A 23,467-nucleotide genomic window follows, 5' to 3' on the forward strand; every position below is an offset into this window, starting at 1 on the left:
GCTGCATTGGGCGGCTAAGCGGACGCATCCCCCTCATTTGCATACCATTGCATGTCACCCCTTGGAGATGTAGGCAAAAATGCCTGTACCGCCTGGTAGTGTTTGCGCCCCGCCGAGCAGTGGTGACACATTGTGTCTGGTGAGGCGGCAGACGCCGTTGGTCGTCATAGGGGTATGGCGTGCTTAAGAAAGTTATGGAGAGTGTGCTCGGGGACCCGAACACGACACAGCATGGTTATGTCGTAGACGGAGTAAGTAACTTCCTGGAGCTGGATGAACCCCAGATCCGGAAGGAACTGGGGGTGGATTCGACGGCAGTACTGCGAGGGAAGCAGAACCTTCCCAAGCCGGACGAGGAAACCCTGGATGACACGCAGCAGGCGGTCATTAGCAGGATGGAGTCTTACCGAAAGGCCGCAGGAAATGACTACGACGGCAACATGGCAGCTTACGGCCTACGTATCGCCGCCCTGAGCTTTTTGTCCGACTCCACGACCATTCTCAATTCAGGCATAAAGGCTGTTGGCGACTTCCAGGCGCTCGCCCACAATGCACTGATGCAAATCAAGCATCTAAAGGAGGCACGTAACGAGGCTGCGTTCAATCTGATCGAATTTCGTGATCGGAATCGGCTAACTCGCGGCGTCGACCTGCCAAAATGGCCTGGGTTTCTTTCTTTGGCGTTGATCTTCTTCGTCCTCGCGGTCGAAACAGCGTTCAACGGATTGTTTTTTGCCGAACGTGTTTTCGGCGGCCTAGTCCAGGGCTTCACCGAGGCACTGGTTTTCGCCCTCATCAATGTCGGTTTTGGCTATATGTCCGGCCGTCTTGCGACGAACCTCATTCATATAAGCGTCGTTCCCAGGGTACTCGGCGGAATTGCCTTAGGCTTCACCGTCATCGTGCTGCTCGCGAACAACCTTCTGGCGGCTCACTACCGGTCGGTGCTGACTGGGGACATCGAGATTATGGATGCTGCCACCTTGGCCATGCAGAGCCTCCTCAAAGCGCCATTTGGTATCCTGGATGGTAAGAGCTGGCAGTTAATGGGGATTGGCCTGACAGCGGCGTTCGTGACCGCTTGGAAGGCTTGGAACATGGACGACCCGTATCCAGGGTACGGGAAGCTGGCGCGGGCCGCTGAGGATCAGAAGCTGGAATTCATCAATAACAAGTCTGGACATATCGAGGACGTCACCGCATCACACGAGCGGACCTGCAACGAGATTGATGCTTCCATGAAGCGCCTTAATCACGGCCTGGCAGAGTATCAGACGGTGCTCGCCAATCGCGGCCGTTTCCACGACACCTATATGGCGCATTTGAACCAGATCGAGCGAGTTGGCAATAATCTGTTAGGTGTTTATCGGAAAAAGAACCGGGAGACACGCACGGACGATGCCACTCCGACATGCCTAAACCACAAGTACGAGATTTCGCGCGTCAACATTGCCAAGCCGACGACTGACCCAGACGAGATCACGAAGATTTCGGACATCGTTAAGACCGTCACCGCACAGCTTCAGGAACAGCTCAAGGTCGTTCACGAGGCTCGGGTCAGCACGATGGCTGATCTGGCCGCTGTGGAGTAAGGCGGCAATGGCAACAAAATTCGGTAAGAAGAGCTCTTCGAATGTTCGCCACATTGCCATTGCCAGTACGACGATTTTGGCAGGCATCGCTATCTTTGGGTTCTTTATTTACCAGAACTTAAATAAGGGCCCGGTCATCAGCAAGGTGACGTTCTGCCCGGATAAGGTGGATAGCGTTACCGCTGTCCTTATCGACGCGACTGACGAGATTTCTGCGGTCCAGAAGGTGGATATTGGCAACCGACTAGATGCCATCAAAGAGCGGTTACCAAAATACGGTCGGATTGACCTCTATGCTCTGGGTGACGAGAAGAATGGCCTTATCCGTCAGATATTCTCGATGTGTAACCCTGGCACTGGAGAGAAGGCAGACGCACTGAATGAGACGGCGAAGCTGGTCCAGCGGCGTTGGGAAAAGGAATTCAACGCCAAACTGGATAGCGAACTCAAGCAGGTCATGAATGTCAAAAACCAACCGCAGTCGCCAATCATGGAGGCGATCAAGGCTGTGGCGGTTCAGTCGTTTGGGGTCGCTGCAACGGCAGGAGCCGGGGAGAAGGTTTTGGTCCTCGCCTCCGACATGATTCACTACACAGCGCCATACAATCAATACAAGGGCGTCGGGGACTTCGAGCAGTTCACGAATAGCGCCTACTATCAGCAGGTTCGCACGGAGCTGCCGCAGGTGAATGTAGAGCTGGTCTACATCCGGCGGCAGACCCAACGGAATGTCCAGAATCCAGAGCATGTACGTTGGTGGGAACGCTTTTTCCGGGCATCCGGCGGAAAAGTCGTCCACGTAGCCATAATCTGATAGGGGGTATGGATGAAAAGCGCCCTTCGGAGCAAGTTCAATGACCGGGAAGACGTCTACCTCTTCATAGCGCTGCTGCTATTGGGGTTCGTCGCCATTTTGGCGCTCAAGTACGTAGCCAAGGCTGACCAGATTGTTGTTACCATTGTGCCGTGCTTACTGCTGGTCGTTTATATCGGGTATGTCTGGTTCACCAAGCGGTATCAGCTGAACGGTGATCGCGCTGGTGACTCTGTCTATTATCTGGGCTTCCTATACACGCTTTTGAGTCTCGGTCTTTCGCTCGCCCAGTTCGTTTGGGCCGGTATGAGCGCCCGCGATATTGTGGGCAACTTGGGTATTGCCCTCTTCACGACCATTGTTGGGCTGGCGGGCCGGGTCATTCTCACCCAGCTTCGCGTCGACCCGGTTGCAACCGAACAGCATGCGCGTTTGGCGCTGGCTCAAGCTACCACGGAAGTTCGGACCGAACTGGCCCAGATGGTAGAGGATGTCAACATCTTCCGCCGGGTTACGGTCCAGGTGATTTCCGAAGGTTCGCAGGAAGTCGCCAAGGAAACCCAGAAGGCGCTCCAGGAGAATGTTGCGGCTTTCACGTCGAGTGCCAAGGCCGTTATTGAGCGCATTGAAGAGGTGTTTGCCGATTTCGGTGACAATGCGAAGAAGTTAAACCAAGCTTCCAGCGGGACAATCCGTGCCTTGGAGAAGCTCATTGAGCGTGTTGAAGCTATTGACGCTCCTCAAAACCTGATTTCGGCCAAGTTCGATCCACTGGCAGAACGCATTGGTGAGGTGTTCACCAACTTTAACACCCAAGCCGAGGCGCAGCGCGGTGCCGTGGACAGACTCCGGCAGGCATTCGAGACCTCGACCGAGCGGGTCAGTGGCTCGATGGAGAAGATTGGCACCATCTCCACCTCGGTTCAGGGTTTGGTTGATAGTATCGATGCCCAGGCCAAGACGATGGCTTCCAATGCGGATGCCGTCTGCGGCCTAGCCGAACAGGTGAAGATCACCCTAACCGAGGCAGCCAATCACCAGAGTGCTGCCACAGGGAAGCTAGTATCCGGCTTCGAGGAAAGTCTGAAGCGGGTTACCGGAACCACCGGGCAAACCCTGGAGGAGCTGACCTCCGCCCAGCGCAAGGCCGCCGAGACCATGGCGGGTTCGCTGAAGCTGGCCGTCGAGGGTGTCGAAGGCGCCTTAAAGGCGTTGCAGGACCATTCAGCCACTCTGTCGGACCAAGCGCGCCAGCAGGCTGAAACGGCTGTTCGCCAGCTCCAAGAGCGCCTGGAGGGGATTGGTAAGGACGCCCAGCAGGCAATCGATGTTCAGACAGGCAAGATTGAGGAAATCGCTAAGACGCTTACGGACGCGGCCACCAAGGTCGAGACGGCCTCTGCGGCTGCTGTGGCGGCCAGCCAATCGGGCGGTGATGACCTGAAGCGGGGGCCGGCGATCGTCTAGTCAGGGGTGGCAATGGAGCTCGAAAGCAGAGTTGATGCCTCGAATGCTGCCAACCGGCGGGGGCTTCTGCTTGGCCTAACGCTGTCCGAAATCATGATGATCATCCTATTCGCACTGCTCCTCCTGTTCGGGGCAGTATTCGCGGAGCAGGAACAGGATAGGAAGCGGCTGGCTGAGCTGGAGCCGATGGTGCGAGACGGCCAGACTGCTTTGGCCGCCGTCAACCCGATGCGGGATATCCTTGCGACCTTGGGTGTGACCCCGAATCAGGTTGACGAAATCCTCCGTGAACTCCGGCGAGTTCAGGATCTCCGTCAGGATATTGCTGACCTGGATGCTACCGCGCTGACGTCTGCGAATGACGAGCAGAGCAAAAAGCAGCGAGACGACGCGCGCCGTGAGCTTCAGAAGAAGAAAGCCGAGCTGGCCCAAGCGGAAAAGAAGATTGACCAGCTTCAGAAGGAGCTGGAGGCCATGGGTAGGAAGCAGCGCCAGGCTGCACAGCTCGCTAGTGCGATGGCAGAGGCAGGCATTACGCCAGAGCAGGTCAGGGAAGCCGAAAAGGCTTTTGCCTCCATCAAGCAGGTGACGGAAGACCTAAGGCAGAGGATGGCCAAGGCTGGGGCTGACCCGAAGGCGATAGATGCAGCCCTGGAAAAGGCCTCCAAGGATTGGGCCAACACTGCGATGGACAACAAAACGCTCGCTGAGGGGCGCAATTACTGGAAGACAAAATACGAGACCGATTTCGGCAACGGAAAGAAGTATGCCTCTCCATGCTGGGCAACCAATGGAGCAGTAGATCCGATTTACGACGTCGCCCTGACCGATGACGGCATGCAGATGCGGCGCTTTCATGTGCCGCAGTGGGCCGAGGACTATGATCGTCTGCCGACGTCCAGCATCAAGCTCCAGAAAGGCATGTCCCAGCAGGAGTTTGTGGTCTCTACCCGTCCATTGTTCGACTACAGCAATAAGAAGGACTGCCGGTTCTTCGTGCGCCTGTATGACGACACAAGCGTGAGTGCCAAGCTGACTTATCAGAATCGGCGCCGGGCCGTAGAGGGCCATTTCTACATCATTGATATGAAGAATGCGAAATATGGCGATGGGAATTAGCCGTGAGGTGATGACCCATTGGCGATACCGGCTTTGGCAGCGTTGAATTTTCTGGTCTGCAGGACCGTTGCGCGCGCGTTAGTATGAATCATCAGAAATCTACTGAGCTCCCAGGCTGTGTGAAATGTTTACATCGTAGGGCGAGATCGATGAACAATACGGATGATGATCTCCTCACTATTCCCGACAATATTGGTGAAACGATAGTGAGGGTCGGCTCTCTGGTCGCGTGCCCGCTATTACGAACAGATGATTTTGCAAAATATTGTACAGAAAGGGGAGTGTCGGTCACTCGTGAGCGGCTTATCCGTTTAGAGAAGATGCGGCTGTTTGCACCAGTATTTCGTGTTGAGACGCCACGCGATGGTGTAGATCACTTCAGAATTCCCATCGACAGCGAGAACGACTGGTTCAAAAAAGGCTGGGCAATCGACACAACATCAATCGGTAAGAATTACATTACACCAGAGGCGACCAGTAGGAAGTACGAAGGCTATTATTCAGTTTTTCAAATTGATCACCTGGATTGCGTTTTATCTGGGTTAACTCTCACTGTGAATCTCGATGGATTTATATATCCGTCTGAAAAAAAGATTGAATGGAATGATATAGGTGCTCAATGGCAAAATCATGCCGAGCATATATCTGAATCTTTACGCAATAGTGAGTACAGGAGAGCTAAGGCAATTTTGTGCCAGTACATATCAAATCGTTATTACCCGAAAACACAAAGCGACCAAAGAATGATAATGGTTCCGCAAGGCTACACGGCTTCTGATTCTTGGCTATCTGTTTTGTTTTATAAATGGAATTGGGATGAGGAAGTTAGGAAATGGAATCCAAAAGAAGTTGAAAATATATTTCAACTTACACCTAAGAAACTGAAGCATGCATTTGAAGGCCTATCGATTTCTCAATCTCATATAGACCCAATAGAGCGCTGGTATCAGCTGACGCAATTTATATCACTTAATGAAAGAAAACGCCTTAAAGGGGACGCGTTGCGCGCCGAGACCCTTCGGGCAGGCGCCTTTATGCTGCGTGACCTTTACAAAGATTTGTATGGTGAAGAGTTATCGCATCCTAATGAAGTGAGTGTACAAATCATAACGCCTTTCCCGGAATTGGATGTACGTTCGGATGTAAGGCGGTATTTGGAATTTGTTTCAAATAAATACGGAGTCAATCCTCAACCTAAGCTCACATTAATTGTTGAAGGTGAAACAGAAGAAGCTGCAGTCGAGTATATTTTTGACCAGTATTTTGGGATACATCCTGGTTTGCTCGGCATAGAGATACTGGTTCTGGGTGGAGTTGATGCTGCGACAGGTGAGAAAGAGGATCGATTCAGAGCTATAATCCGCCTTATAGATTATTTGCACCATCACCAAACGTTGACTTACCTGTTATTAGATAACGAACGCTATGCCAGAAAACTAAAAGCAGAAGCTAAGAAGGCAGCTTCAATTCATCGAAGTAGAAAATATGCTACGAGATCAGAGTATGTGAAAGTTTGGGGCACTTCGTACGAGTTCGATAATTTTTCGCCAACGGAGTTGGCTCAAGCTCTAAACATGCTTTCCGGTCTGCCGAAAGCCTTCACTGCAAGCATAGTCAGTGAATACAAAAATGCAGCGAACCCGGGAGCAGAATTAAAGAAAGGTTTCCAGCAGAAGGCAGGTAAACGCCTAAGGAAGCTAGATCTAAATAAAATACTATTGGAAATAATGTTTTCTCCATCGGCGCGGCGGCCATTGAAGAGTCGGCCGATTATTAAAGTCCTTCAAAATGTACGTAAGCTCGCAGTTCTAAATCCTTTCCCAACTCTTTTTGAGAGTTGGAAGAAAAACCAGGAATCTGGCTACTTGGGAAAAAGTGAGCACGTGAAACGCCGTGCAACGCGGATAAGTCGATAAGGTTCACATATTATGAGGGGCGCACCAGTTAGGCCTTCATAGAGTCTGGTGGAAATTACTCTGATGAGGCTGTTTCACCTCCCTCGCGTCAGTAGAAGACAAATCTACTGAGTGTTCCTCACTTAGACACTAGCATGGCATTAGCCGCGGATGTGTCCAGGCTTAGCAAATGCCAGGCATCTCGATACTCATTGAGCCAGCCCAATGGATATGGGTTTTTTCCCGCGGGAAACTTTGTCTCGTAGTCTGGCAAGAATCGCCGCATATCCGTCTGCTTGTGTGGCTTCCCGTTCCTGCCAGGCATTGCTAACCACGACACATGGCTCTCTCGGAGAGCTGCAGCAACAATTGCACTTGGCACAACCCAGATCGCCGGTCGGTCCAATGGGCTCTTTCCAAAGTCAACAAAGCAGTAAAACAGCCTGTCCTGTACGGCCTGCTCATGCTTCTCGCCCATATGCCAGCCGCCATCGGAGCCCTTCTCCTGGCGGGTCTTGACCTGGAGTGAACACAACTCGCCGCCAGTTCGCTCCGTCACGAGGATATCGACCGTGGGCACACCTTCGGGCGCAAGGGCAGCTATATAGCCCCGGCGGAGAAGCTCCCCCATGACGATGTGCTGTCCAGCAGCGCCCGTGATCGTTGATTGGGAAGACATTCGTCAGTTCCTCACTTAGACAGGCCGTGTCACGTATCCGATAAGCGTGCTCAGTGCCAAGCAAAGGTAGGTAATTATATTCAGCGTCAGGCGGTATCTCTGGTTCTCTTCAATACGACGCTCATCAGCTGCTTGCGTAACGAAGAAGAGGCCAGCCGCAAATGCTGTATAGATAAAGAAACGCAAGGGAGTCTCGTGCATGAAGATCGAAAGCGCGGGGAGCATAAATAAAGCAGGAGAGAAAGGGCTATTGCGCGGGCCCCCGGTAACCAACATCAAAAGTCCGGCACCAGCAATATCGAGAATAAATACGGCAAGGAATGCAGAGGATTGATCATTACTCGGTATTGGAATGCCCCCAAAGCTCGCCTTCGCCGATCCCACCACTTCGTCGGTGAATATCAGCAGCAGCATTGTCACTAATGCAAACAGCGCATAGTACTTCCACAGCCCGGTAATCGGTGCGCGATCTGGTCGCATAACGCTTGGGCGATCCTCAGCAGAACTCAGTAACCACAAACCAATCGCGACAATTACCAAAATCGAAGACTGCATTATCAAAAATGTATTCGTAAGTTTTACATCCCCCGTCATTGTATTTTCCTCACTTGGACAAGGCTACCTTCCGGACTAAATCGGAAGTTCCCGGCTCGCTAACAAGGTCTGTCAGTACCACCGAATCTATTGCCATAAATGATGGAGGGATCGGGCTGTGCCAGAACAACTGCTTGAAATCCTCTTTCCGGCCGACGCCAACGTTGACTTCATGCCTCCGCTGTCGGCCCGCCGTATGAGCAACCAAATCTGCAATCTCTAGGCCAGCTTCCATACTGGACTTCGGCATGAAATAACCGTCAACACTAACCGGCCGGCCGTGGATATTCTGGCATATCATCGCGGCCAAGTCGAAATCCCGTTTGACTAAATCGCGGCCGCGGTCCGAATCCTCAAAGACTAGCGCAACCGCGTCAATGTCCTCACCGGCCGCGAGGTGCGCGAGATAGCGGGCGAGAACGACAGATACCGCTTTATGAGCGTCAATGCCTGGCGGGAGCTGCGTGCGAACGTCGCTCATAACTGCGAAGCGCCAGAAAGGCCGGCGAAGAAAGCCGTTAATAGCATGAATCTTTGGTAACGACGGTCGCGACTGCTCAAACCCCACAGCATGAAAAGGCCGTAATGCGCCTCCAAGTTTTTCGCGCTTCAGCCTCCGCCACGGCTTGGCAAGGCCAGTCCGATAGTTCGGCGCGAGAATACCGCAACCGCCGAAGCCAAAAGTCGGATTTTTGGGGTCGCTGAAATCCTCATTGCCGGTCTCATCGACAAAGACCAGAAACGTTCTAGCCGTCCATTGCAACTCGGGCCCTACCATTCGCGCCGGCGTCGAGTGCGTGGTTTGGCTCATCGGCAACGGTTCCTCACTTGGACGAGGCTGGTGGGATGGCGTCACCCAGCATCTGTAGCACCGTATCTGCCTCCCAAAAGACAGCTTCCGGCTCCAACTTGTCAGGGAGTGCATCTGGATAACTAATGTCGATTATGAACATTTCATCGACTTTCTTCGGGAAGGCGGCATGCGCATCCGCATCTGGAAGGCTGAGAGTCATCGATAGTTGTCCTCTAGCACCTAGAGCCGGCCCGACAAGTGTTCCCATATTGGCCAAACACAGTCGCCTCGCAACGTCTTTCAGGTATGCGCGTGTCTCGGTCCAATACGGATCACTCGGCCTTTTCCACGATATGGCGTGAGTATAGTTACCCAATCTGCCTGCATCCTGTCTTAGTACCGACGTAACCGGTGTATAATAGTGAATTGTTATGGGCACCTTGCTCTTCGGATGAAGAAGCCCAAAGCGCATATACTTTTCTCCGATACCGAACGCGCGCTCCAAGTTCTTGTGGAGCTTATGTGCAGCCCATTCACGCCGTTGCAACTCTGGAATCTTGTTCCAGGCTTCAGCATACTGCTGCAAGCGTGATTCTATTCCACAGCGCAATTCAAAGGCAGCATAGAATAGGCTTTCCACATCCCCTCTATTCAAGAGCTGGGCCGCGCGGACCAGGTAATCACGCGAGGTCACACCATAGTCGACCATTGTTCCTCACTTGGACGACAAGCGGTTGGCTGTAACAAACATGGCGATGTCCAACACAAAGGTCTCACGCATACCATCAGCAGTAACAGACGTGTTGAGCGCCCCCCTTTGAATAAGGGACTCTATCGCCGTGTGTGAAAGCGACAAGGAGTTGGCTTCTGACCACAGAAGGACAGACCCACCTGCTCGGACAAATGCGGCTACAACGTCGCGCTCTTCAACACAAAGCTCATCGTATACATTTTTTGCCGCTTCGAGCTGCATCTTTCTTGAAGCTGTGCGATGAGCTTTTTCATATAGCCAAGTGGAAACCAGCCGAACAATCGGAAAAACGATCACTCCAATTAAAACTGCGACGACCGCATCATCCAAAGAAAGATAAGAAATTAAGGCGGCGATCCCCGCAAAGCATCGCAACGCTACGGCCGAAATCCGTCTCTCCATAAATTTTATCAATGAGCTTGTCGAAAGTATTCTCAAGAATCACGGCCGTCATTCCTCACTTGGACAGAAAGAAACTAATGACATCTGCAACGCCGGACACAACTGCACCCATTGCTGTTGCAATGCCGAGTACGGCTTGCCAGAATGATAGCCGCAATCTCGATTCCGTTTTTACTGGCTCACCATTGATATAAAGCCTAGCGTCATCGCCAACCTGCACCTCAATCTTCTTGCCGTTGTCGAATTCATCACTGAAGAGGGTCGCAAGTTTAACCATTCTCATTCCTCACTCGGACGATTCAGTGCCGCGCTGAGATTGCAGCACCAGCTCTTCCAAAGACGAGGCCGCCTTGGACGCCTTCAGCGCGGCTTTAGGGAAACGTTTATGCCGCAGTTTCCCCGACTCCCACCAATGGCACTCGACGTCGTCACCAGAAACGACGGTAACTGTCATCGGCCCGCTACCGGATTTCAACTCCACAACATCGCCAACAGCAAAGATCAAGCGGCCCTCACGTCGATTTTGGCTTGCCTGTCTTGTTAAATGACGAGAGAGGCCCGCCCGGCAGGTAATTGTAGACCGATGCACGGGAAATGCCGAGTTCCTTTCCGATCTTGCCTGGGCTGGTGCCCGCGGTGTGCATATGCTTGATTTGCCGCTCCATCTTCGCCGTCACTTTGCGCTCAGCCCCGAGTTTCTGCCCGCGCTTCTGGGCAGCCTTCAGACCCTCTCTAGTGCGCTCCATGATCAAGGACCGCTCGAACTCGGCCACGATCATCAGGACGCCATAGAGCAGACGGCCGACAGCTGTTTTTGTGTCGATCGGCTGAGTAAGGCAGCGCAGGGTGGCGCCCTGTTCCTCGATCTGCTTGAGCAGTGCAATAGCCTCGGATACCGACCGGGCTAGGCGATCCAGCTTCCAGACGATCAGCTCGTCCCCCTGGCCGACTAGGCCAAGCACCGCCGATAGGCCTTTGCGTTTGGAGACGGAAGCTGCCGAGCCTTTGTCGATGAACAGCCGTGCATCTGACACTCCGGCCTCTCGGAGTGCATGCACCTGTAAATCGAGCGTCTGGTCGGCCGTCGAAACTCTTGCATATCCGAATTTGCGTCCCATGTCCGCCTGTCCCGAAAGACGTCCCGCGGTATCAACGGCGCGAATCTTCGGCAATGACCTATTAGACAGTTTCTTGACACTTTTCCGACGCATCGCCATTATCCAGAGTATTGGTCAATGGCGTATAGCACGCTGGTGCTAGGATTCGAAATCGGCTCCGATGAATGACTGATCAAAAAAGAGAAATGGCGGAAGCACTGTTTTCGCTGGAGCGCCGGTATGGCATCCACGAAAAGGCGGAACGCATTAGAGAAGGGCGCTTTATGCCCGATCTCACGGAGACGCCATCCGAATATTTTGACGAGGAGCATGAGTTTGTACGGCAAGGGATTCGACGGTTGTACTTCGGCCTTCCTGACATTAATGCCCGAAAGCAGCTGATCGCCGCTGATAGGGCCCTTCGACGGGAATGGGAGGAGTGGTGGCGGCTTCACTGGCTTGAGGCAGAGCAAGAGCACCACAAAGCGAAACAGAAACTTCAGACCTTGCCGTGGGGCGAGGCCGCCTTCATTGCATTGGGCTTTGTCGCTGTAGGTTATTGGGCGAAACAAATGGTGGGAGCAATAGGGGGAGCCGTTTTCGGTTCTTTCATTGCCGCCGGCTACGTTTGGAATACAAGATTCCGCAGGCAGAATGATCTAGAAAGAGCACAAATCGACCTATCAGATCGAAAAACGGCACGCGAGGAAGCCCTTGCCCGCAAAGAGTGCTTCTCACAGATAGAGGAGGTAGCCGGCGAGGACTCCAGATGACAAATGCTCATCCGACTTGCGGAGGAGTAGATTTCTGACGATCTATCCTAAGGGCTCGCCAGGTTATTCTGGACGATACGTGAGGCAGAGTGAGTGCGCGATCTCGGTGATGCCTTCTTGCAAGTCCGGAGCATGAGGGCCCCCCTGAACGCTGAGCTCAAAAAGCGCTTTCGCTATGGAATGCCGGTCAACCAGAGTGACCGGGAAGTCGGCCAGCATTTTCTTAATTGTCGATCTCCCAGGTTTAAATGGCGAAATCGTTTGGTGACTGCGCGGGGTAGGCGGGCTGGCTAAATGATGCCAGTAAAGACGCAGAGTATTGTGAAGACCATCTGCGATTGCGCCGAGATAACTGTCGCGCTCAGCGAAAATACGACTTTCCGCTTCCTCCATCGCGGACACGATATTTTCGTATTCTCGTGATGTGGTTGAGCAGCGAATAATGCGGGGGCGACGGCTGCGACGCTTTCTTGAGATTTTAGTCATTTGCTGCCTCTTGAACTTGTATACGTATTTTACAAGTTCAATTAGAGAGCTTTAGGTAGGTTGTCCGGGCTTGTTGACGCGTCTTTAGACGGAGTTGAGCCCGGTTACGGCCAAGGCTGTTTTGACGCCTCTAGAGTAGTTTCAGCACCCGCTGGTATAGCGCCATCATGGTGGCATCGTTAGTGTTGCTGGCCTGGTGAGTGTACATCACGACACCGCGGCGTGGGGTGAGCACCAAATACTGCCCGCCATAACCAACAAATAGAAAGGACTCCGCGCTGCACCAATTCCAAATCTGGTAGCCGTAACAGCGGCTCGAAAGATGGGTGCGCTGCATCGGCCTCACTGCGGTCATCAGGTAGCGCGCAAAGCAGTCGTCGGGGTCACGCATCGAATCGATGAGGAAATGCCCAATCCGCAACCAGTCTTCAGGAGCGGCGCTAAAGCCGTTGTAGGTCGAGGTCTGACCTGAACTGTTCTGCAGCCAGGCACCACCTTGCTGTGGGCCGGCAGGCTGCCAGATAGCTTCATTGAAAAAATCGGGGAACTTGCGCCCGGTCGCCGCCTCGACGAGAAAGCCCAGTACCAGTGTATCGTAATTGTTGTAGTTGTACGTATCACCGGGCTTGAAGCGTCGCTCGTCATGCCGGCGCATCATTTCGATGAAATTTCCGGTCATGCGGCCGTTGTATATCCCGCGATGCTCGACCGCGACCGGTTCGGTCTGCCAGCCTGTATGCGCTGGACCATCCACGGCAGAGCCGCTTTGCATCAGCAAGATCTGCTCGATTGTGGAATTGCCCCAGGATGTGCCAGCCAAGGCGGGCAGGACAGCGTCTGTTCGGAGTTGGAGCGAGGATATCGCTCCACTGCACAGAGCTTTGCCCACCGCCAGGGCCGTCAGGCTTTTCGATATGGAAAGGCCAAGCGGTGTCGATTTCCGCAACCAGTTCTCGGCGTAGCCCTCATGTAGGATGTTCCGGTCTTTTGAGACCATGACAATGCGGGTCTCGCGGGGCCGTAGCAGGGCATCGAAACCTGCAGCAATGGCCGGATCGCGATGGGCGAGTTTCTGATCCGCGGGAGCCGGGGAAAGCTGTGAGGGAGCTGTTGCCGCTGGTAGGTGTGCTACCTGCGCTTGGCGGCGGACGCCTTCCGATAAGTTGGCCCACCAGGTCAGGGATTCTTGCGCCTGAACTGAGTGAGCCAGAGCTGCCGGAAAAAGAATGGAGACGAGGACGAGCGCCTTTGCCAGTTTCAGGGCGGGCCTGGCCTTTGCGCGTTTCTTGTTATTAGCCGGTGCGTGCTCCATCATGGAATCCCCTCGTTTTATCCCGTCCTTCATCGCAAGCTAAAAGCTCTATCCTAGCTACCAGAGCTAGAACTGGGCTTCGATGACCCATCGCCCCTTGGCCTTGTCGGCCCAGGAGATTCCATAGAGCACGGCCTGCCGCCCGCCATTGGTGATGACTTCTGCCTCGCACAGGTAGATTTGCACGTCACCGGCAGGCCCCTTCACGACAGCGTCCTGGCTATTCCAGACCCAAGGCTTGCTCGTCGGACCCGCCGTGATGATATCTTGGATTTCGAGCTGTAAGCGGCGGCCCTTCGGCGAATTCTTCACCGCGTCTTTCAGACTGCTTTGGGCGGTCCGGCTCTCGCAAGTCGGAAGCGAAGAGGTCAGGCTGAATTCATCTCCAGCGCCTTGGCGCATCAAGTTCCAGCCCAGAGCGATGACCAGGATGATACAGAAGGCCACCTTGTCTCGGGTACGGTGGAGAATCACGGCGCCTTTCTTCCGCTTATAGACCGGCCCCATCCAGAGCAGGATCAAGCCCGGTATCAGGAGTGCCAGGGAGCCCAGGACGTTTACGAAGGACAGGGCGACGCCCAGGGCGTTGATGATCCCCACCAGCCAGAGCTTGCGGTAGATCGGGATGCTGCCCCATTCGGGCAAAGCGGGAGCGGTGACGGAATCGGGATTCGTCATGGATGCCTCTAATGGCTGGGTGGATTGTGGATGAGTTGGACCGGTGCGCGGTTATGTGGCGGTGCTTATGTCTCCCGGCGGGCCTCGATTCGGAGGGAAAGACCGGCTTTTAGTAATTCCCGCTCGTTTAAACGAAATTATCCTCGTAGTTAAGTTTCGGTCAAGCGGCATTTCCGTAGTTTCCTTCGGTGGTTAATGGAGTGGCCCGAAACGACATTCGGGCATGGATAAACGCAGGAAATCGACCCCGGCCGAGACCCGCCAAAAGGCGTTGGGTCGTCGGATCAAGGCGCTCCGCAAGGAGCGGAAGCTCAGTCAGGAAGACCTGGCAGAGATGATCGGAATGAGCGTCGATACCGTGTCCAACATCGAGCGCGGGTTTTCCTCGACAAAGCTGTCAACGGTGTTCGAAATCGCCGCGGCGCTGAAGGTCGGCTTTACCGATCTCTTCGATTGGGCGGATATGCCGAAGCAGTCCCCTCAACAGAAGGTCCGAGCAGGGCTGGTCGAGAAATTCCGCATCCTTCTGGAAGGTAACGCTGAGGTCACGGTGGCCGATATTGCCGAGCTGACGCGAGCGATTTCCGAAGCCGCGACCAGGCACTGATACCGGCTCAGTATTCCTCTGCCAGCATTAAAGTCAGCACCCGGGTTGTGACGGCCGGATCAGCGGGATCGGGCGAGCCGAATTCCAGCGACTTGTCGTAGGCGTCGATTTTCCAGAAGAACTTCCGGCCACCATATTCGATGCTCCCGAAGTCATGCTCACCATAGGGATCGTTATCCGGGGTGAAGGCATCGAATTGGATCACCTCGCGACATAGCTCGGCGACGCGAATGGGGCCTAGCGCCTGGACGCCGGCAGTTATCATGAACCGCCCACCGAATCCGCCGCTCTTGCGGAAGGCATCATTGAGCTTGGCAATCGACTGGAGCTGTTCTTCCGGGTTTTCGCGATCGGTCGGTTCGTTCGACATGGACAATAGTCTCCTGTGGCGCGGCCCAGCGATTGACGGGCGGCGCAGATGGATCGGAGTTTGGGTGGAGTTAGATGCGATTACGGACGGAACGGACGGCGGCGGAGTAGCCGCAGCCGGGAGATGGCGTCGCCCTCTGTCTCCAGCACCAGGTAGAGGCGGGTTGGCCGATGACGTCGGGCACGTGGGTTTGAGACACGGGCGCTGATGATCCGATAGGCCAGATTGAGACTGTCGGGTGCAAGCACCAGAACTTCGGCGCTGAGCGGCACGCCCTCCAGGAGTTCGGCGAGGTCATCCACGGTCATGGCGGCCCCGGTCTTGATCCTGCGCCTGTTGGTCGGAGCCCCGGTCCTGACGATATTGCCGGAGTGCCGAATCCAGCTCCCGGACCGCTGCGGCCAGGTCGCCTCGGGTCCACCGATCAAGTACGGTCTGGGCGGCTTCGGCCAGGGTGACCATGCCTTTGCGGGGGCCGTTCATGGCGCACCTTCTTCGGCACTGCCGGTTGGCGGTATCCGCAGGCATGGTGGTGGCGTTGGCAGAAGCGGTGGGCCGGTGGGCACCTCAGATGCATTATCCGGTAACGGCTTCCGAGGCAGGAAATGGTTGAAAAGCTGATCCAGGGCCAAATGGATGCTCTCGGCACCGAGGTCACAAATCGGGCCTAACGCTGAGATCACCAGGCCAGTGACCAGCAGTTTCAAACGCCGCGCACGCTCCAGGCGGCTATCAAGTTCGTCGGCTTCTACATCCGTGCCGTCGAAGGCGAGGATGAACAGTTCGGTCTCTGGCCCCTGGAAGAGTGCCAGATAGCGCCTCCGTACGGGGGACGGTGGTTCCAGTCCGGCGAAGGCTGCAAACTCCTCAAGTGTCCCAATGAAAGCGAGCGAGAGCCGGTATGCAGCGGCCGAGGTCTCTCTCCGCCAAGTCTTGATGACCAACTCGTCCTCTACCGTTGTGACTTCATACCGGAAATCGAGCTGACCTTGGTCCCACCAATGGCTGCAGAGCGTGAAATGGGCTCCGTCACTGAGGCTGTCTTCCGCCCTCTGTGGTTTGGCGGCTGCCAGAAAGGCCGCAGCCCAATCACCTGCCTCGAACTGCGGCAGCGACCAGGCATAGAGGCAGGCCCGGTGACAGAGCGATGCGACACTTACCGGATCGCCCTGCGGCTCGATTCGGATATGGAAGGATTGCCCCTTGTTCTTGACACTCAAGACGGCCCGGATGACTGGGCCCGGCGTAATTCCAATATTGCTTCCGATGCTCATGGCGGCCTCACTCAAACCGGAGAGTGGCTTCGTCGGCATCGTGCATTACGGGCTGCGGGTGACCCGCCGAAGCCCAATCCTGCCAGAAGCGGACAAACGGTCGGTGGTCCAGGGTAATGCGGGCTGGAGCTCCATCGTCGTCATACTGGCCCAGCAGCGATACGACGCTGCCGTGACCGACGATGCGGCGGATATGAACGGGACGCTCGATCATGTGATCTCCTTCTATGTTGTGATGGGCAATAGGAGAGCGCCGGCGCCAGCCGAAGCGGGCGCGGAGACTTCCGGGTTGTGGTGGAGTGGAGAGGGTTACTCGGCGCCGTAGAGGCGCAGCAGGGCGGCTTGGTTGCCGACCTGAATGGTTTTGCTAGCTATCGGCTGTAACCGATGTGGACCCCGCTTCGGCCCTGCCGCCAAAACCTCACGGGGCACATTCATGGCAGCGAGGGGAGATTGGCCAGCCTGGGGCAGCTTCTCCTCAAAATGCGCTGCTCCGACAGCCAGGCCACCCTGCAGGGCAGCAGACGCAACCGCCAAGCCATGCCGTTGCCAATAGCCATCCCGCCCCGGCAGCTTGAAAGCATGGATGGCGGCAAGCGCGAGAGTAGGGCGATGCGCATCGAGCAGGGCTTGCCAATTTTGCAGTGCCTGTTCGCGGAGCGACTTGAAGCCAGTTTCCTCGACCCTTGGGCATTCCCCGTTCGGCAGCCATAAATCCCGGATTGGCGAGCCGCGCTTTTTCAGCATGCTGGGATCGCTGCAGATCCCGAACATATCGAAACAGGCGTTGAGCACGGCCCTGTGGCCGCTTGGCAGGATCACGAAGCGATATGGTGATGAATAGTCCGCCAGCGACGGCACGTAGACCCGCTTGCAGTGGATAGTGTCGGGATTGGACGGAATGACCTTCCGAGCGAGGCCGACGATCCCATCTGGCCCGACACCTATGCAAAGCTGGTCGCCGAACTCCCAGCGCCGGGGCGAAGCTGAATCGGCTCCGAAGACCAAAAGACTACCTGGTGAGGTATCAGCCAGGATCGCCACAGCCCTCTTCACGGCAGGCATGAAAGGCTCCTTGGCGAGCAGCCTGACCTGGGTAGGATGTTTCTTGCCCCTGATGTAAATCGAGATGTGGAAATAAGCACCGGGTAGCAGCATAGCATCCAGATTCTGCCAATTGGGGTCTTTCGCGATGGCGGTCGCGGCTGCGATCAGCAGCTCGCCTCTGGGTTTGTTGATGAATACTCTATGGGCGCGCTTACCCAGCACGCATAGGGCCGCGATCCGCGGCGACCGAATAGGTCCACGCATGACATCACTCCAGATTGTCGACGATTGTTGAGGATTGGTTTGGGATTTGGCTTTACCGGGTAACCTATCCCGGCTTTGCCCTAGTTATCCTAGCCTGTCATCCAAGCCGGGATTTCTCTTCACTAGAGGAGGGACACGAGCCGACGTTTGGCATTGGTGTCGCCGTCGATGTAGCCTTGCGTCTGCTCGATCGACTTGTGGCCAGCCAGTTGCTGGACGTCGCGCAGGCTGCCACCGGCCTTAGCAACCAGCCTGGCAGCTCTGGTGATGAAGGTCCGCCGACCCGAATGGGACGAGCAGCCCTCGAAGTTGAGCGCTGTGTAGAAGCCATAGAACCAATTCACGACGCTCGTAGGCTTCATAGGGTGTGCGCCACGCTCTGACTCGATGACCGGCGCTGTACCGCCGCCGAAGCGCCGCTTGCGCTGTAGACGCAGTAGAACGGCTTTGAGGTCTGGGTGCATCGGGATGGTCCTCCCGCTGCCTTTCTTGGCTGCCTTGTCGTGCAGCTCGATGGTGCTGGCCAGCTTGCCGTCCGATGTCTCGACCATCTGCCAGGTGAGTTTGGCGATCTCGCCGGCGCGCAAGCCCGCTTTGATCGAGAGCAGCAGCATGGCGCGATTGCGGTCGGCAAAGCGCGTGCGGCCGGCCTCGGCCATCGCGATACGAAATTGGCTGCTTGTTAACACTTTGGCTTGTTTGCCTGCCATATTTGCCCTCTTTTTGGAGTTAAATTACTCGCAATAGTAGCATATCAAAAATTTCAATAAAAATCAATAATATAAATTAGTTAAATGAAAAATAGGCCAAATTTTCATATCGACTTGGCAGTTATTAATCTACTTTCAAGGGTGTATTTGGCCGAGCGTAGGGGTGAGGGGGGCACCGGGCAGAAGCATGCCTAGACGACTTGGGCGGGCGCCGGGGCGCTGGCGAGCCAAGCTCGTAGGGGCCAGATTCCCGCGACGCTCTGCTGTAGTAAGGAGGCGGGCAGGCTCGGACAGCTGACCGCCCCAACCACCCGACCTCCCCCCCAAGGCGTCTGCTACCGCATCGCAGCCTTCAACGCCTTGAGCACCGGCTTGCCACCATGAGTGGCAAAGAGCATATCGCTCCAGTCGGTGTGCTGGAACTGCTGCCAGACGGCTGCCATGACGCGGTAGGGCTGTTGGCGGACTGTCCTGATGACGGTGTCTCCTGGGCCTTGGTACTCGGCGTAGAGCGAGTAAGGGTGCTTCAGCATGTAGGCGACAGCACCTGGCAGGTCATAGACCTTCTTGCGCACCACCGTTGGGATGTTGCGGGAGCCAGACTCAAACGCCCGACTAACCGCTTTCATCTGGGGCCTCGTTTCAAGGCCCCAATACATCCCCTCCACATGGAAGCGGACCTCCCAGTGAGCCAAGAGGTTCCGGTTCCCCCTCCTGACCGCAAACTCGATCGCAAAGATGCCATGGCAGTGGCGGAAAGCCTGCTGGACGCGGCGCTTGATCTCGTCGAGGTCAACCTCGAACCGACCAATATGGGTGACCCAGTCGATATCGAGGACCGTCACTTTATAAAGCGGCCATTCGGCTGCGATCGGGGCGAGATGCTTCATGGCGACCGAGTGCAAAAAGAGTGGGGCGGCCGGGTTCGTATAGGCGCAGGCTGGCGCCCATCTAAGACACGAGCTCTTTGGTGCGATCAAACCTTTAGCCCGGGGCAATCGAGTCCCATAAAGCTCCAGTGCCCGCTCAATCCGATCGCCGACCCTCCTGGCATCAGCAAGGCGGTGTTTGGGGTGATAAAAGCTTCGACGCCAGCCCGTCGTATCCGGTCCAGATCCTTCATAATTCAGAGCGTCCCAGAGATAGTTGGGATCAGAGAGACGATGTTTGTCGTAAGTCATGGTTATCCTCTTTGGATGCATCAGGCGCATCAGTTGATTGGTTAACTTTGGTCTACAATGGCTGCACGCATCGAAAATGCGTGAGCAGGCTGAGTGAGAAGGGCTGATAGGTCGCTAGGAGGTCGGGTTGGATCCGCCGGCGGACACTTCAAACGCCTCGATATCGGTGAGGGCATAACGGACCAGACGTCCGGCGATCTTGTTGACTGGCGGGCCAATACCGGCACTCGCCCAATTCGCCAAAGTTTTAGATTCCATTTTCCACCGAACCGCCAATTCACCGCGAAGCAAAAACTTGCGATTTCGCTTTTGGCAGCATTCGCAGTGACAGTCTGCAGTTTTCGCGATGTGCATATTTTCAGTTTTGTCGATCATGTCCGCACTCCTTTTGTTAGGGGACGGACTCACTTGACAAGATTGATCGTAGGCCGATCGGCGGTTCAAAAGTGCCAGTTTTAGGCTTCAATTGTCATTTTTCATTGACTTAACTTTCATTATGAAAGTTAAATGATTCCGGAAAAAATATGTGGGGGCGATGTATGTCGCGCAAGGTTTCGCCAGAAGCGGAAGAATATCTTGAAGATTTGCAGGATCACTTTATCGGGTTGGTCGGAGCGATTAAGCGGGGCCCGCAAATTATGCTCGTGGAACTTTATCGCAAACTCACCAGGGGCAAGGTCGATCGAAAGATCATAAATCAAGCTGCATGTGATGCGGCGGCTGAAGTCGGTAGGCGTGTCCGCACTGTCAACGCAATCCCATGTCTCATCGAGGTTTGGTATTTGCTAGGGATGCCCGACGTAAAGGATGGGCGTATTCCCTATGGAACAATGCGGCGATATGCAGCCGCCATCCAATATGGCCTTTACAAGACTTGGTCTTACAAGGAATTCGAAGAAAGACTGACCGCAGACGGGGTCACCAAGCTCGCCGCCAAATATGACAAGAAGTACGGCGGGCATCGGTCCGATACTAAGAGTGATGATGCCAATCAGCGTGATAATGGTGATAGGAGAAGCCGAAGGTCGATACATCGTAGGCGGCGGCACTGATCACTTAGTAGAATAATCCGTTCGCCCCCTGGCCGGTAGATAATCGTCTTTTCCTACTGAGATAAGCTGGGCAGACGCTGGGCCAATGGCCCATACCGTCATCTCGCTAGATGACTTCCTGTCCCAGGTTTTCAAACAGGCATAACTGCATGCCGTCAGCAATGAGTTGCGCCAACGGGCTAGGGTTTGTGGGTAGAGCGCCCCGCGTGAAACGCAGGGGAATGATTTTAATATGTTAGGCTGGATATTGGCGGAGAGGGTGACGTATGTGTGTTGCTGTCCATGATGATTCGGCCTCTGCATCGACGGCCAAATCCTCGATCGTCATGCCTCGATCGACCCGCAACTTACGCAAATTTCGCCCAACGACTTTCTTAATATCCATAGCCGGACACGACCAGCTTTGGAATCAGTAATACAGGTGGAATACCACCAATAATAATTGGCGAAGACTTATCGCCGAGATGAGGAGCTATCCGTTGCAGCCGGGGTGAGACTGGATGTCTTCGGTCCCCCGCTTTGTTGGTTCAAAGTCTGCCTACGCACGGATGTCCATGGGGCATGACCAAAGAAACAGGGAATGCCGGGGCCGGCTCAGAATTCAGAAGTTATTCCGAAAGGATGCCTAATGCATAGATCGGTAGGGATTCCACCGCATAGCAATCCATAGCAAGGAATGAAAACGCCGCTACATTACTCTTGAGAGTTGCGAAATTAATTCGGTGCCATATAGATTGTAGAAAAGGTGGGCGTGTGAGGGGGTACATGAGAAATTTGGTCTCCATTGTCGGCGTGGCTGCATTTCTGGCTGGCTGCACTACTCAGATACATTCGCAGGACGAAACCATTCAGCCTAGTAAGGTGCCGTTGGGAGGCTTCAAGTATGTGGAGCTCAGGCCGCTCGTTGTCGAACGGATGGAAGATGATGCTGGTGACCGGCGCGCCGCGACACGGATCGGTAATGAGCTGGAAACCTGCCTGAATTCTGTATTCCCAGCGATCCGAGCAAGCACGGAAGTTAATGCCGGGAGCAAACTGCTTATTGAACCGAGCATTGTTGACATGAAGAAAGTCAATGTCAGTGAAAGGTTCTGGCTCGGCAGTATGGCGGGTAGCTCGGCGGTCCTGCTCAAAGTTAAATATACCGACTTGGTGGCGCAGCAAGTGGTGGCCGAACCGGTTTTCTATGCAAAGGCAAATGCCATCGGGGGAGCTTTTTCGATTGGCGGTACGGACAATCTGATGCTTTCGCGTATTGTGGAAACCGCCTGCGCTTACGGGCGTCAATACTACTGATCTGTGGGATTGTTGCTCAGTCCGATACCATTAGCACGGGCCGTTGCTGGGTGGGGGTATTCTCTGCGGACGTCGCGCACGCTAAGCTGAGATCGGACGCAAGCAGCATGTGAGTTATATCCCACGGCTCGTCGGCGACTGTGGTTCGCCAGCTTCCCAGCGTCGGCCCAGTGCCAGCACAATCCCGGCCATCGGTTGCCTGGGCCAGGCCAGCACCTGTCGCCTTGGCGATAGCTTCGCGGATAGTCCAGATACGGTAAAATTCTTCCGGCACTCCCTGACTACGATGTTGTTCGGCTGCGCTGAAGCCCAGCGCGGCGATGCCGTGCAAGTCGCGATCCCGCCGGTGCACTTCAATATCTACCCCGATAGGGCCTGTGGTGCTGAGCGCGCAGGCGACCCAGGCGCCGGAATGACTGAACGAAACCCAGACGGGGTAAGCTCCGGCGTTGACGATGTGAGGCTGGCCGGATGCCGCCCGAGAAAAAACCCATGTCGCGGCTTTGGGGAAAAAGCCGGAATTCCTAGCGGAATATCTTAAAAGCGCCCGCGCCAGACGGCTGGAAGGGGACGCTGCTGTTTGGTCTGTTTCATGGCCCCAGGCTGGCAGCAACTGCAATCTCTGTCCTGCATCCCGGCTCATTGCGTGAACGAGTAACATGCGCGTTCATTTTCGCCTGAGTTGTAGAATATTCGAAAAATCTATACTAAAATTGTATTCAAGGTTGTGGGGATTTAGAAGGGTGTAAGGCGGGTCTGATTATGGCCGCCGAGCATATGTGGGGGACTTACATGGTACAAGGGAAGGCTCGCTGCGCTGTTGGCGCAGCGCTGGTTATCATGCTGACTGTTGGCGGCTGCAACCGCGTACAGCCTATCTATAAAGTTGAAGACCATCCGATTCCGGTCGCAGCCCAGAAGGCCGACCTGGTGACGCTGGAGACCGCCATTTATCAGGCTGCTTCATCGAATGGCTGGCTGGTCGAGAAGGTCAATCCCGGGCTGATGCGTGCCACCCAGAAATGGCGCGAACATACAGCGACGGTCGATATCGTTTATACGCAGAAAGCCTACAGCATCCGCTATGCAGGGTCATCTAACCTGAAGGCGGATCAGGACTGGATTCACCGGCGATACAATTCCATGGTCGTCAAACTTGAACAGGACATCGAGAAGCGTTTGTACACAGTCGGCTCTTGAAGGCCGACTCTTGA

General features: G+C 54.9%; 29 protein-coding genes. 10 read left to right on the forward strand and 19 right to left on the reverse strand.

The window, feature by feature from the left end:
* Positions 1 to 179 precede the first annotated feature (179 nt).
* From AC1RRE_RS09575 to AC1RRE_RS09595, 5 genes are all read left to right on the forward strand, one after another.
* A complete protein-coding gene (locus AC1RRE_RS09575; RefSeq protein ID WP_492980899.1) occupies positions 180 to 1,592 on the forward strand; it encodes a hypothetical protein in 1,413 nt (470 codons plus the stop codon).
* A 7-nt stretch (positions 1,593 to 1,599) separates the two neighbouring features.
* Positions 1,600 to 2,406 carry a hypothetical protein gene (locus tag AC1RRE_RS09580; protein ID WP_492980900.1) on the forward strand — a complete coding sequence of 269 codons (807 nt, stop codon included), beginning with the start codon at positions 1,600 to 1,602 and terminating at the stop codon, positions 2,404 to 2,406.
* Between the two features lie 12 nt (positions 2,407 to 2,418).
* Entirely contained in the window at positions 2,419 to 3,873 is a 1,455-nt protein-coding gene (locus AC1RRE_RS09585) for a hypothetical protein (protein WP_492980901.1), read from the forward strand.
* A gap of 12 nt (positions 3,874 to 3,885) precedes the next feature.
* Complete coding sequence (locus AC1RRE_RS09590; RefSeq protein WP_492980902.1) at positions 3,886 to 4,992, forward strand: hypothetical protein; 1,107 nt, start codon at positions 3,886 to 3,888, stop codon at positions 4,990 to 4,992.
* 149 nt (positions 4,993 to 5,141) lie between these two features.
* On the forward strand, positions 5,142 to 6,908 hold the full coding sequence (locus AC1RRE_RS09595; protein WP_492980903.1) for a hypothetical protein: 1,767 nt from the start codon (positions 5,142 to 5,144) through the stop codon (positions 6,906 to 6,908).
* Between the two features lie 673 nt (positions 6,909 to 7,581).
* Here the strand turns inward: AC1RRE_RS09595 and AC1RRE_RS09600 are convergent.
* The 7 genes from AC1RRE_RS09600 to AC1RRE_RS09630 are packed head-to-tail and all read right to left on the reverse strand — an operon-like array spanning position 7,582 to position 11,224.
* A complete protein-coding gene (locus AC1RRE_RS09600; RefSeq protein WP_492980904.1) occupies positions 7,582 to 8,160 on the reverse strand; it encodes a hypothetical protein in 579 nt (192 codons plus the stop codon).
* A 10-nt stretch (positions 8,161 to 8,170) separates the two neighbouring features.
* On the reverse strand, positions 8,171 to 8,971 hold the full coding sequence (locus tag AC1RRE_RS09605) for a DUF3800 domain-containing protein (RefSeq protein WP_492980905.1): 801 nt from the start codon (positions 8,969 to 8,971) through the stop codon (positions 8,171 to 8,173).
* A 13-nt stretch (positions 8,972 to 8,984) separates the two neighbouring features.
* Positions 8,985 to 9,662: a hypothetical protein gene (locus AC1RRE_RS09610; protein WP_492980906.1), complete on the reverse strand. Its 678-nt coding sequence runs from the start codon at positions 9,660 to 9,662 to the stop codon at positions 8,985 to 8,987.
* A gap of 6 nt (positions 9,663 to 9,668) precedes the next feature.
* Positions 9,669 to 10,106, reverse strand: a complete 438-nt coding sequence (locus AC1RRE_RS09615) for a hypothetical protein (RefSeq protein WP_492980907.1) — start codon at positions 10,104 to 10,106, stop codon at positions 9,669 to 9,671.
* A gap of 55 nt (positions 10,107 to 10,161) precedes the next feature.
* Positions 10,162 to 10,383 carry a hypothetical protein gene (locus tag AC1RRE_RS09620; protein ID WP_492980908.1) on the reverse strand — a complete coding sequence of 74 codons (222 nt, stop codon included), beginning with the start codon at positions 10,381 to 10,383 and terminating at the stop codon, positions 10,162 to 10,164.
* A 9-nt stretch (positions 10,384 to 10,392) separates the two neighbouring features.
* Positions 10,393 to 10,611: a YodC family protein gene (locus AC1RRE_RS09625; RefSeq protein ID WP_492980909.1), complete on the reverse strand. Its 219-nt coding sequence runs from the start codon at positions 10,609 to 10,611 to the stop codon at positions 10,393 to 10,395.
* Positions 10,612 to 10,618: 7 nt separating this feature from the next.
* Positions 10,619 to 11,224: a recombinase family protein gene (locus AC1RRE_RS09630; RefSeq protein WP_492980910.1), complete on the reverse strand. Its 606-nt coding sequence runs from the start codon at positions 11,222 to 11,224 to the stop codon at positions 10,619 to 10,621.
* A gap of 164 nt (positions 11,225 to 11,388) precedes the next feature.
* Between AC1RRE_RS09630 and AC1RRE_RS09635 the strand changes: the two genes are divergently transcribed.
* Positions 11,389 to 11,976, forward strand: a complete 588-nt coding sequence (locus tag AC1RRE_RS09635) for a hypothetical protein (RefSeq protein ID WP_492980911.1) — start codon at positions 11,389 to 11,391, stop codon at positions 11,974 to 11,976.
* Between the two features lie 63 nt (positions 11,977 to 12,039).
* Here AC1RRE_RS09635 and AC1RRE_RS09640 read toward each other — a convergent pair whose 3' ends face one another.
* The 3 genes from AC1RRE_RS09640 to AC1RRE_RS09650 form a co-directional block, all read right to left on the reverse strand.
* Positions 12,040 to 12,462, reverse strand: a complete 423-nt coding sequence (locus AC1RRE_RS09640) for a hypothetical protein (RefSeq protein ID WP_492980912.1) — start codon at positions 12,460 to 12,462, stop codon at positions 12,040 to 12,042.
* Between the two features lie 130 nt (positions 12,463 to 12,592).
* Complete coding sequence (locus tag AC1RRE_RS09645; protein ID WP_492980913.1) at positions 12,593 to 13,777, reverse strand: serine hydrolase domain-containing protein; 1,185 nt, start codon at positions 13,775 to 13,777, stop codon at positions 12,593 to 12,595.
* Between the two features lie 63 nt (positions 13,778 to 13,840).
* Positions 13,841 to 14,452 carry a hypothetical protein gene (locus tag AC1RRE_RS09650; RefSeq protein WP_492980914.1) on the reverse strand — a complete coding sequence of 204 codons (612 nt, stop codon included), beginning with the start codon at positions 14,450 to 14,452 and terminating at the stop codon, positions 13,841 to 13,843.
* Between the two features lie 223 nt (positions 14,453 to 14,675).
* Here AC1RRE_RS09650 and AC1RRE_RS09655 point away from each other — a divergent pair, with 223 nt between their 5' ends.
* Positions 14,676 to 15,059 carry a helix-turn-helix domain-containing protein gene (locus AC1RRE_RS09655; RefSeq protein WP_492980915.1) on the forward strand — a complete coding sequence of 128 codons (384 nt, stop codon included), beginning with the start codon at positions 14,676 to 14,678 and terminating at the stop codon, positions 15,057 to 15,059.
* 7 nt (positions 15,060 to 15,066) lie between these two features.
* Here the strand turns inward: AC1RRE_RS09655 and AC1RRE_RS09660 are convergent, their stop codons facing one another.
* The 8 genes from AC1RRE_RS09660 to AC1RRE_RS09695 all read right to left on the reverse strand — a co-directional run bounded on the left by AC1RRE_RS09660 (position 15,067) and on the right by AC1RRE_RS09695 (position 20,280).
* The gene (locus AC1RRE_RS09660) at positions 15,067 to 15,429 is read right to left on the reverse strand and encodes a DUF3768 domain-containing protein (protein ID WP_492980916.1); all 363 of its coding nucleotides are present in this window, start codon (positions 15,427 to 15,429) and stop codon (positions 15,067 to 15,069) included.
* Positions 15,430 to 15,509: 80 nt separating this feature from the next.
* Positions 15,510 to 15,737 carry a hypothetical protein gene (locus tag AC1RRE_RS09665; protein ID WP_492980917.1) on the reverse strand — a complete coding sequence of 76 codons (228 nt, stop codon included), beginning with the start codon at positions 15,735 to 15,737 and terminating at the stop codon, positions 15,510 to 15,512.
* A gap of 171 nt (positions 15,738 to 15,908) precedes the next feature.
* Positions 15,909 to 16,703, reverse strand: a complete 795-nt coding sequence (locus AC1RRE_RS09670) for a hypothetical protein (protein ID WP_492980918.1) — start codon at positions 16,701 to 16,703, stop codon at positions 15,909 to 15,911.
* 7 nt (positions 16,704 to 16,710) lie between these two features.
* The gene (locus AC1RRE_RS09675; RefSeq protein ID WP_492980919.1) at positions 16,711 to 16,917 is read right to left on the reverse strand and encodes a hypothetical protein; all 207 of its coding nucleotides are present in this window, start codon (positions 16,915 to 16,917) and stop codon (positions 16,711 to 16,713) included.
* A gap of 95 nt (positions 16,918 to 17,012) precedes the next feature.
* Complete coding sequence (locus AC1RRE_RS09680) at positions 17,013 to 18,014, reverse strand: hypothetical protein (RefSeq protein ID WP_492980920.1); 1,002 nt, start codon at positions 18,012 to 18,014, stop codon at positions 17,013 to 17,015.
* A gap of 122 nt (positions 18,015 to 18,136) precedes the next feature.
* Complete coding sequence (locus AC1RRE_RS09685; protein ID WP_492980921.1) at positions 18,137 to 18,724, reverse strand: tyrosine-type recombinase/integrase; 588 nt, start codon at positions 18,722 to 18,724, stop codon at positions 18,137 to 18,139.
* A gap of 335 nt (positions 18,725 to 19,059) precedes the next feature.
* Positions 19,060 to 19,905, reverse strand: coding sequence for a hypothetical protein (locus tag AC1RRE_RS09690; RefSeq protein ID WP_492980922.1), 846 nt, complete (start codon positions 19,903 to 19,905; stop codon positions 19,060 to 19,062).
* A 114-nt stretch (positions 19,906 to 20,019) separates the two neighbouring features.
* Positions 20,020 to 20,280, reverse strand: a complete 261-nt coding sequence (locus AC1RRE_RS09695; RefSeq protein ID WP_492980923.1) for a hypothetical protein — start codon at positions 20,278 to 20,280, stop codon at positions 20,020 to 20,022.
* Positions 20,281 to 20,444: 164 nt separating this feature from the next.
* Here AC1RRE_RS09695 and AC1RRE_RS09700 point away from each other — a divergent pair, with 164 nt between their 5' ends.
* Both AC1RRE_RS09700 and AC1RRE_RS09705 read left to right on the forward strand, forming a co-directional pair.
* The gene (locus tag AC1RRE_RS09700) at positions 20,445 to 20,957 is read left to right on the forward strand and encodes a hypothetical protein (protein WP_492980924.1); all 513 of its coding nucleotides are present in this window, start codon (positions 20,445 to 20,447) and stop codon (positions 20,955 to 20,957) included.
* A gap of 765 nt (positions 20,958 to 21,722) precedes the next feature.
* Positions 21,723 to 22,253 (forward strand): hypothetical protein, encoded by a 531-nt coding sequence (locus AC1RRE_RS09705; RefSeq protein ID WP_492980925.1) that lies wholly within the window; start codon positions 21,723 to 21,725, stop codon positions 22,251 to 22,253.
* Positions 22,254 to 22,269: 16 nt separating this feature from the next.
* Here the strand turns inward: AC1RRE_RS09705 and AC1RRE_RS09710 are convergent, their stop codons facing one another.
* Entirely contained in the window at positions 22,270 to 22,914 is a 645-nt protein-coding gene (locus AC1RRE_RS09710; RefSeq protein ID WP_492980926.1) for a 4'-phosphopantetheinyl transferase family protein, read from the reverse strand.
* A 101-nt stretch (positions 22,915 to 23,015) separates the two neighbouring features.
* Between AC1RRE_RS09710 and AC1RRE_RS09715 the strand changes: the two genes are divergently transcribed.
* Positions 23,016 to 23,453 (forward strand): hypothetical protein, encoded by a 438-nt coding sequence (locus AC1RRE_RS09715; protein WP_492980927.1) that lies wholly within the window; start codon positions 23,016 to 23,018, stop codon positions 23,451 to 23,453.
* Positions 23,454 to 23,467 lie beyond the last annotated feature (14 nt).

It is taken from the genome of Ferrovibrio sp. GW821-FHT12D07, assembly GCF_058807275.1.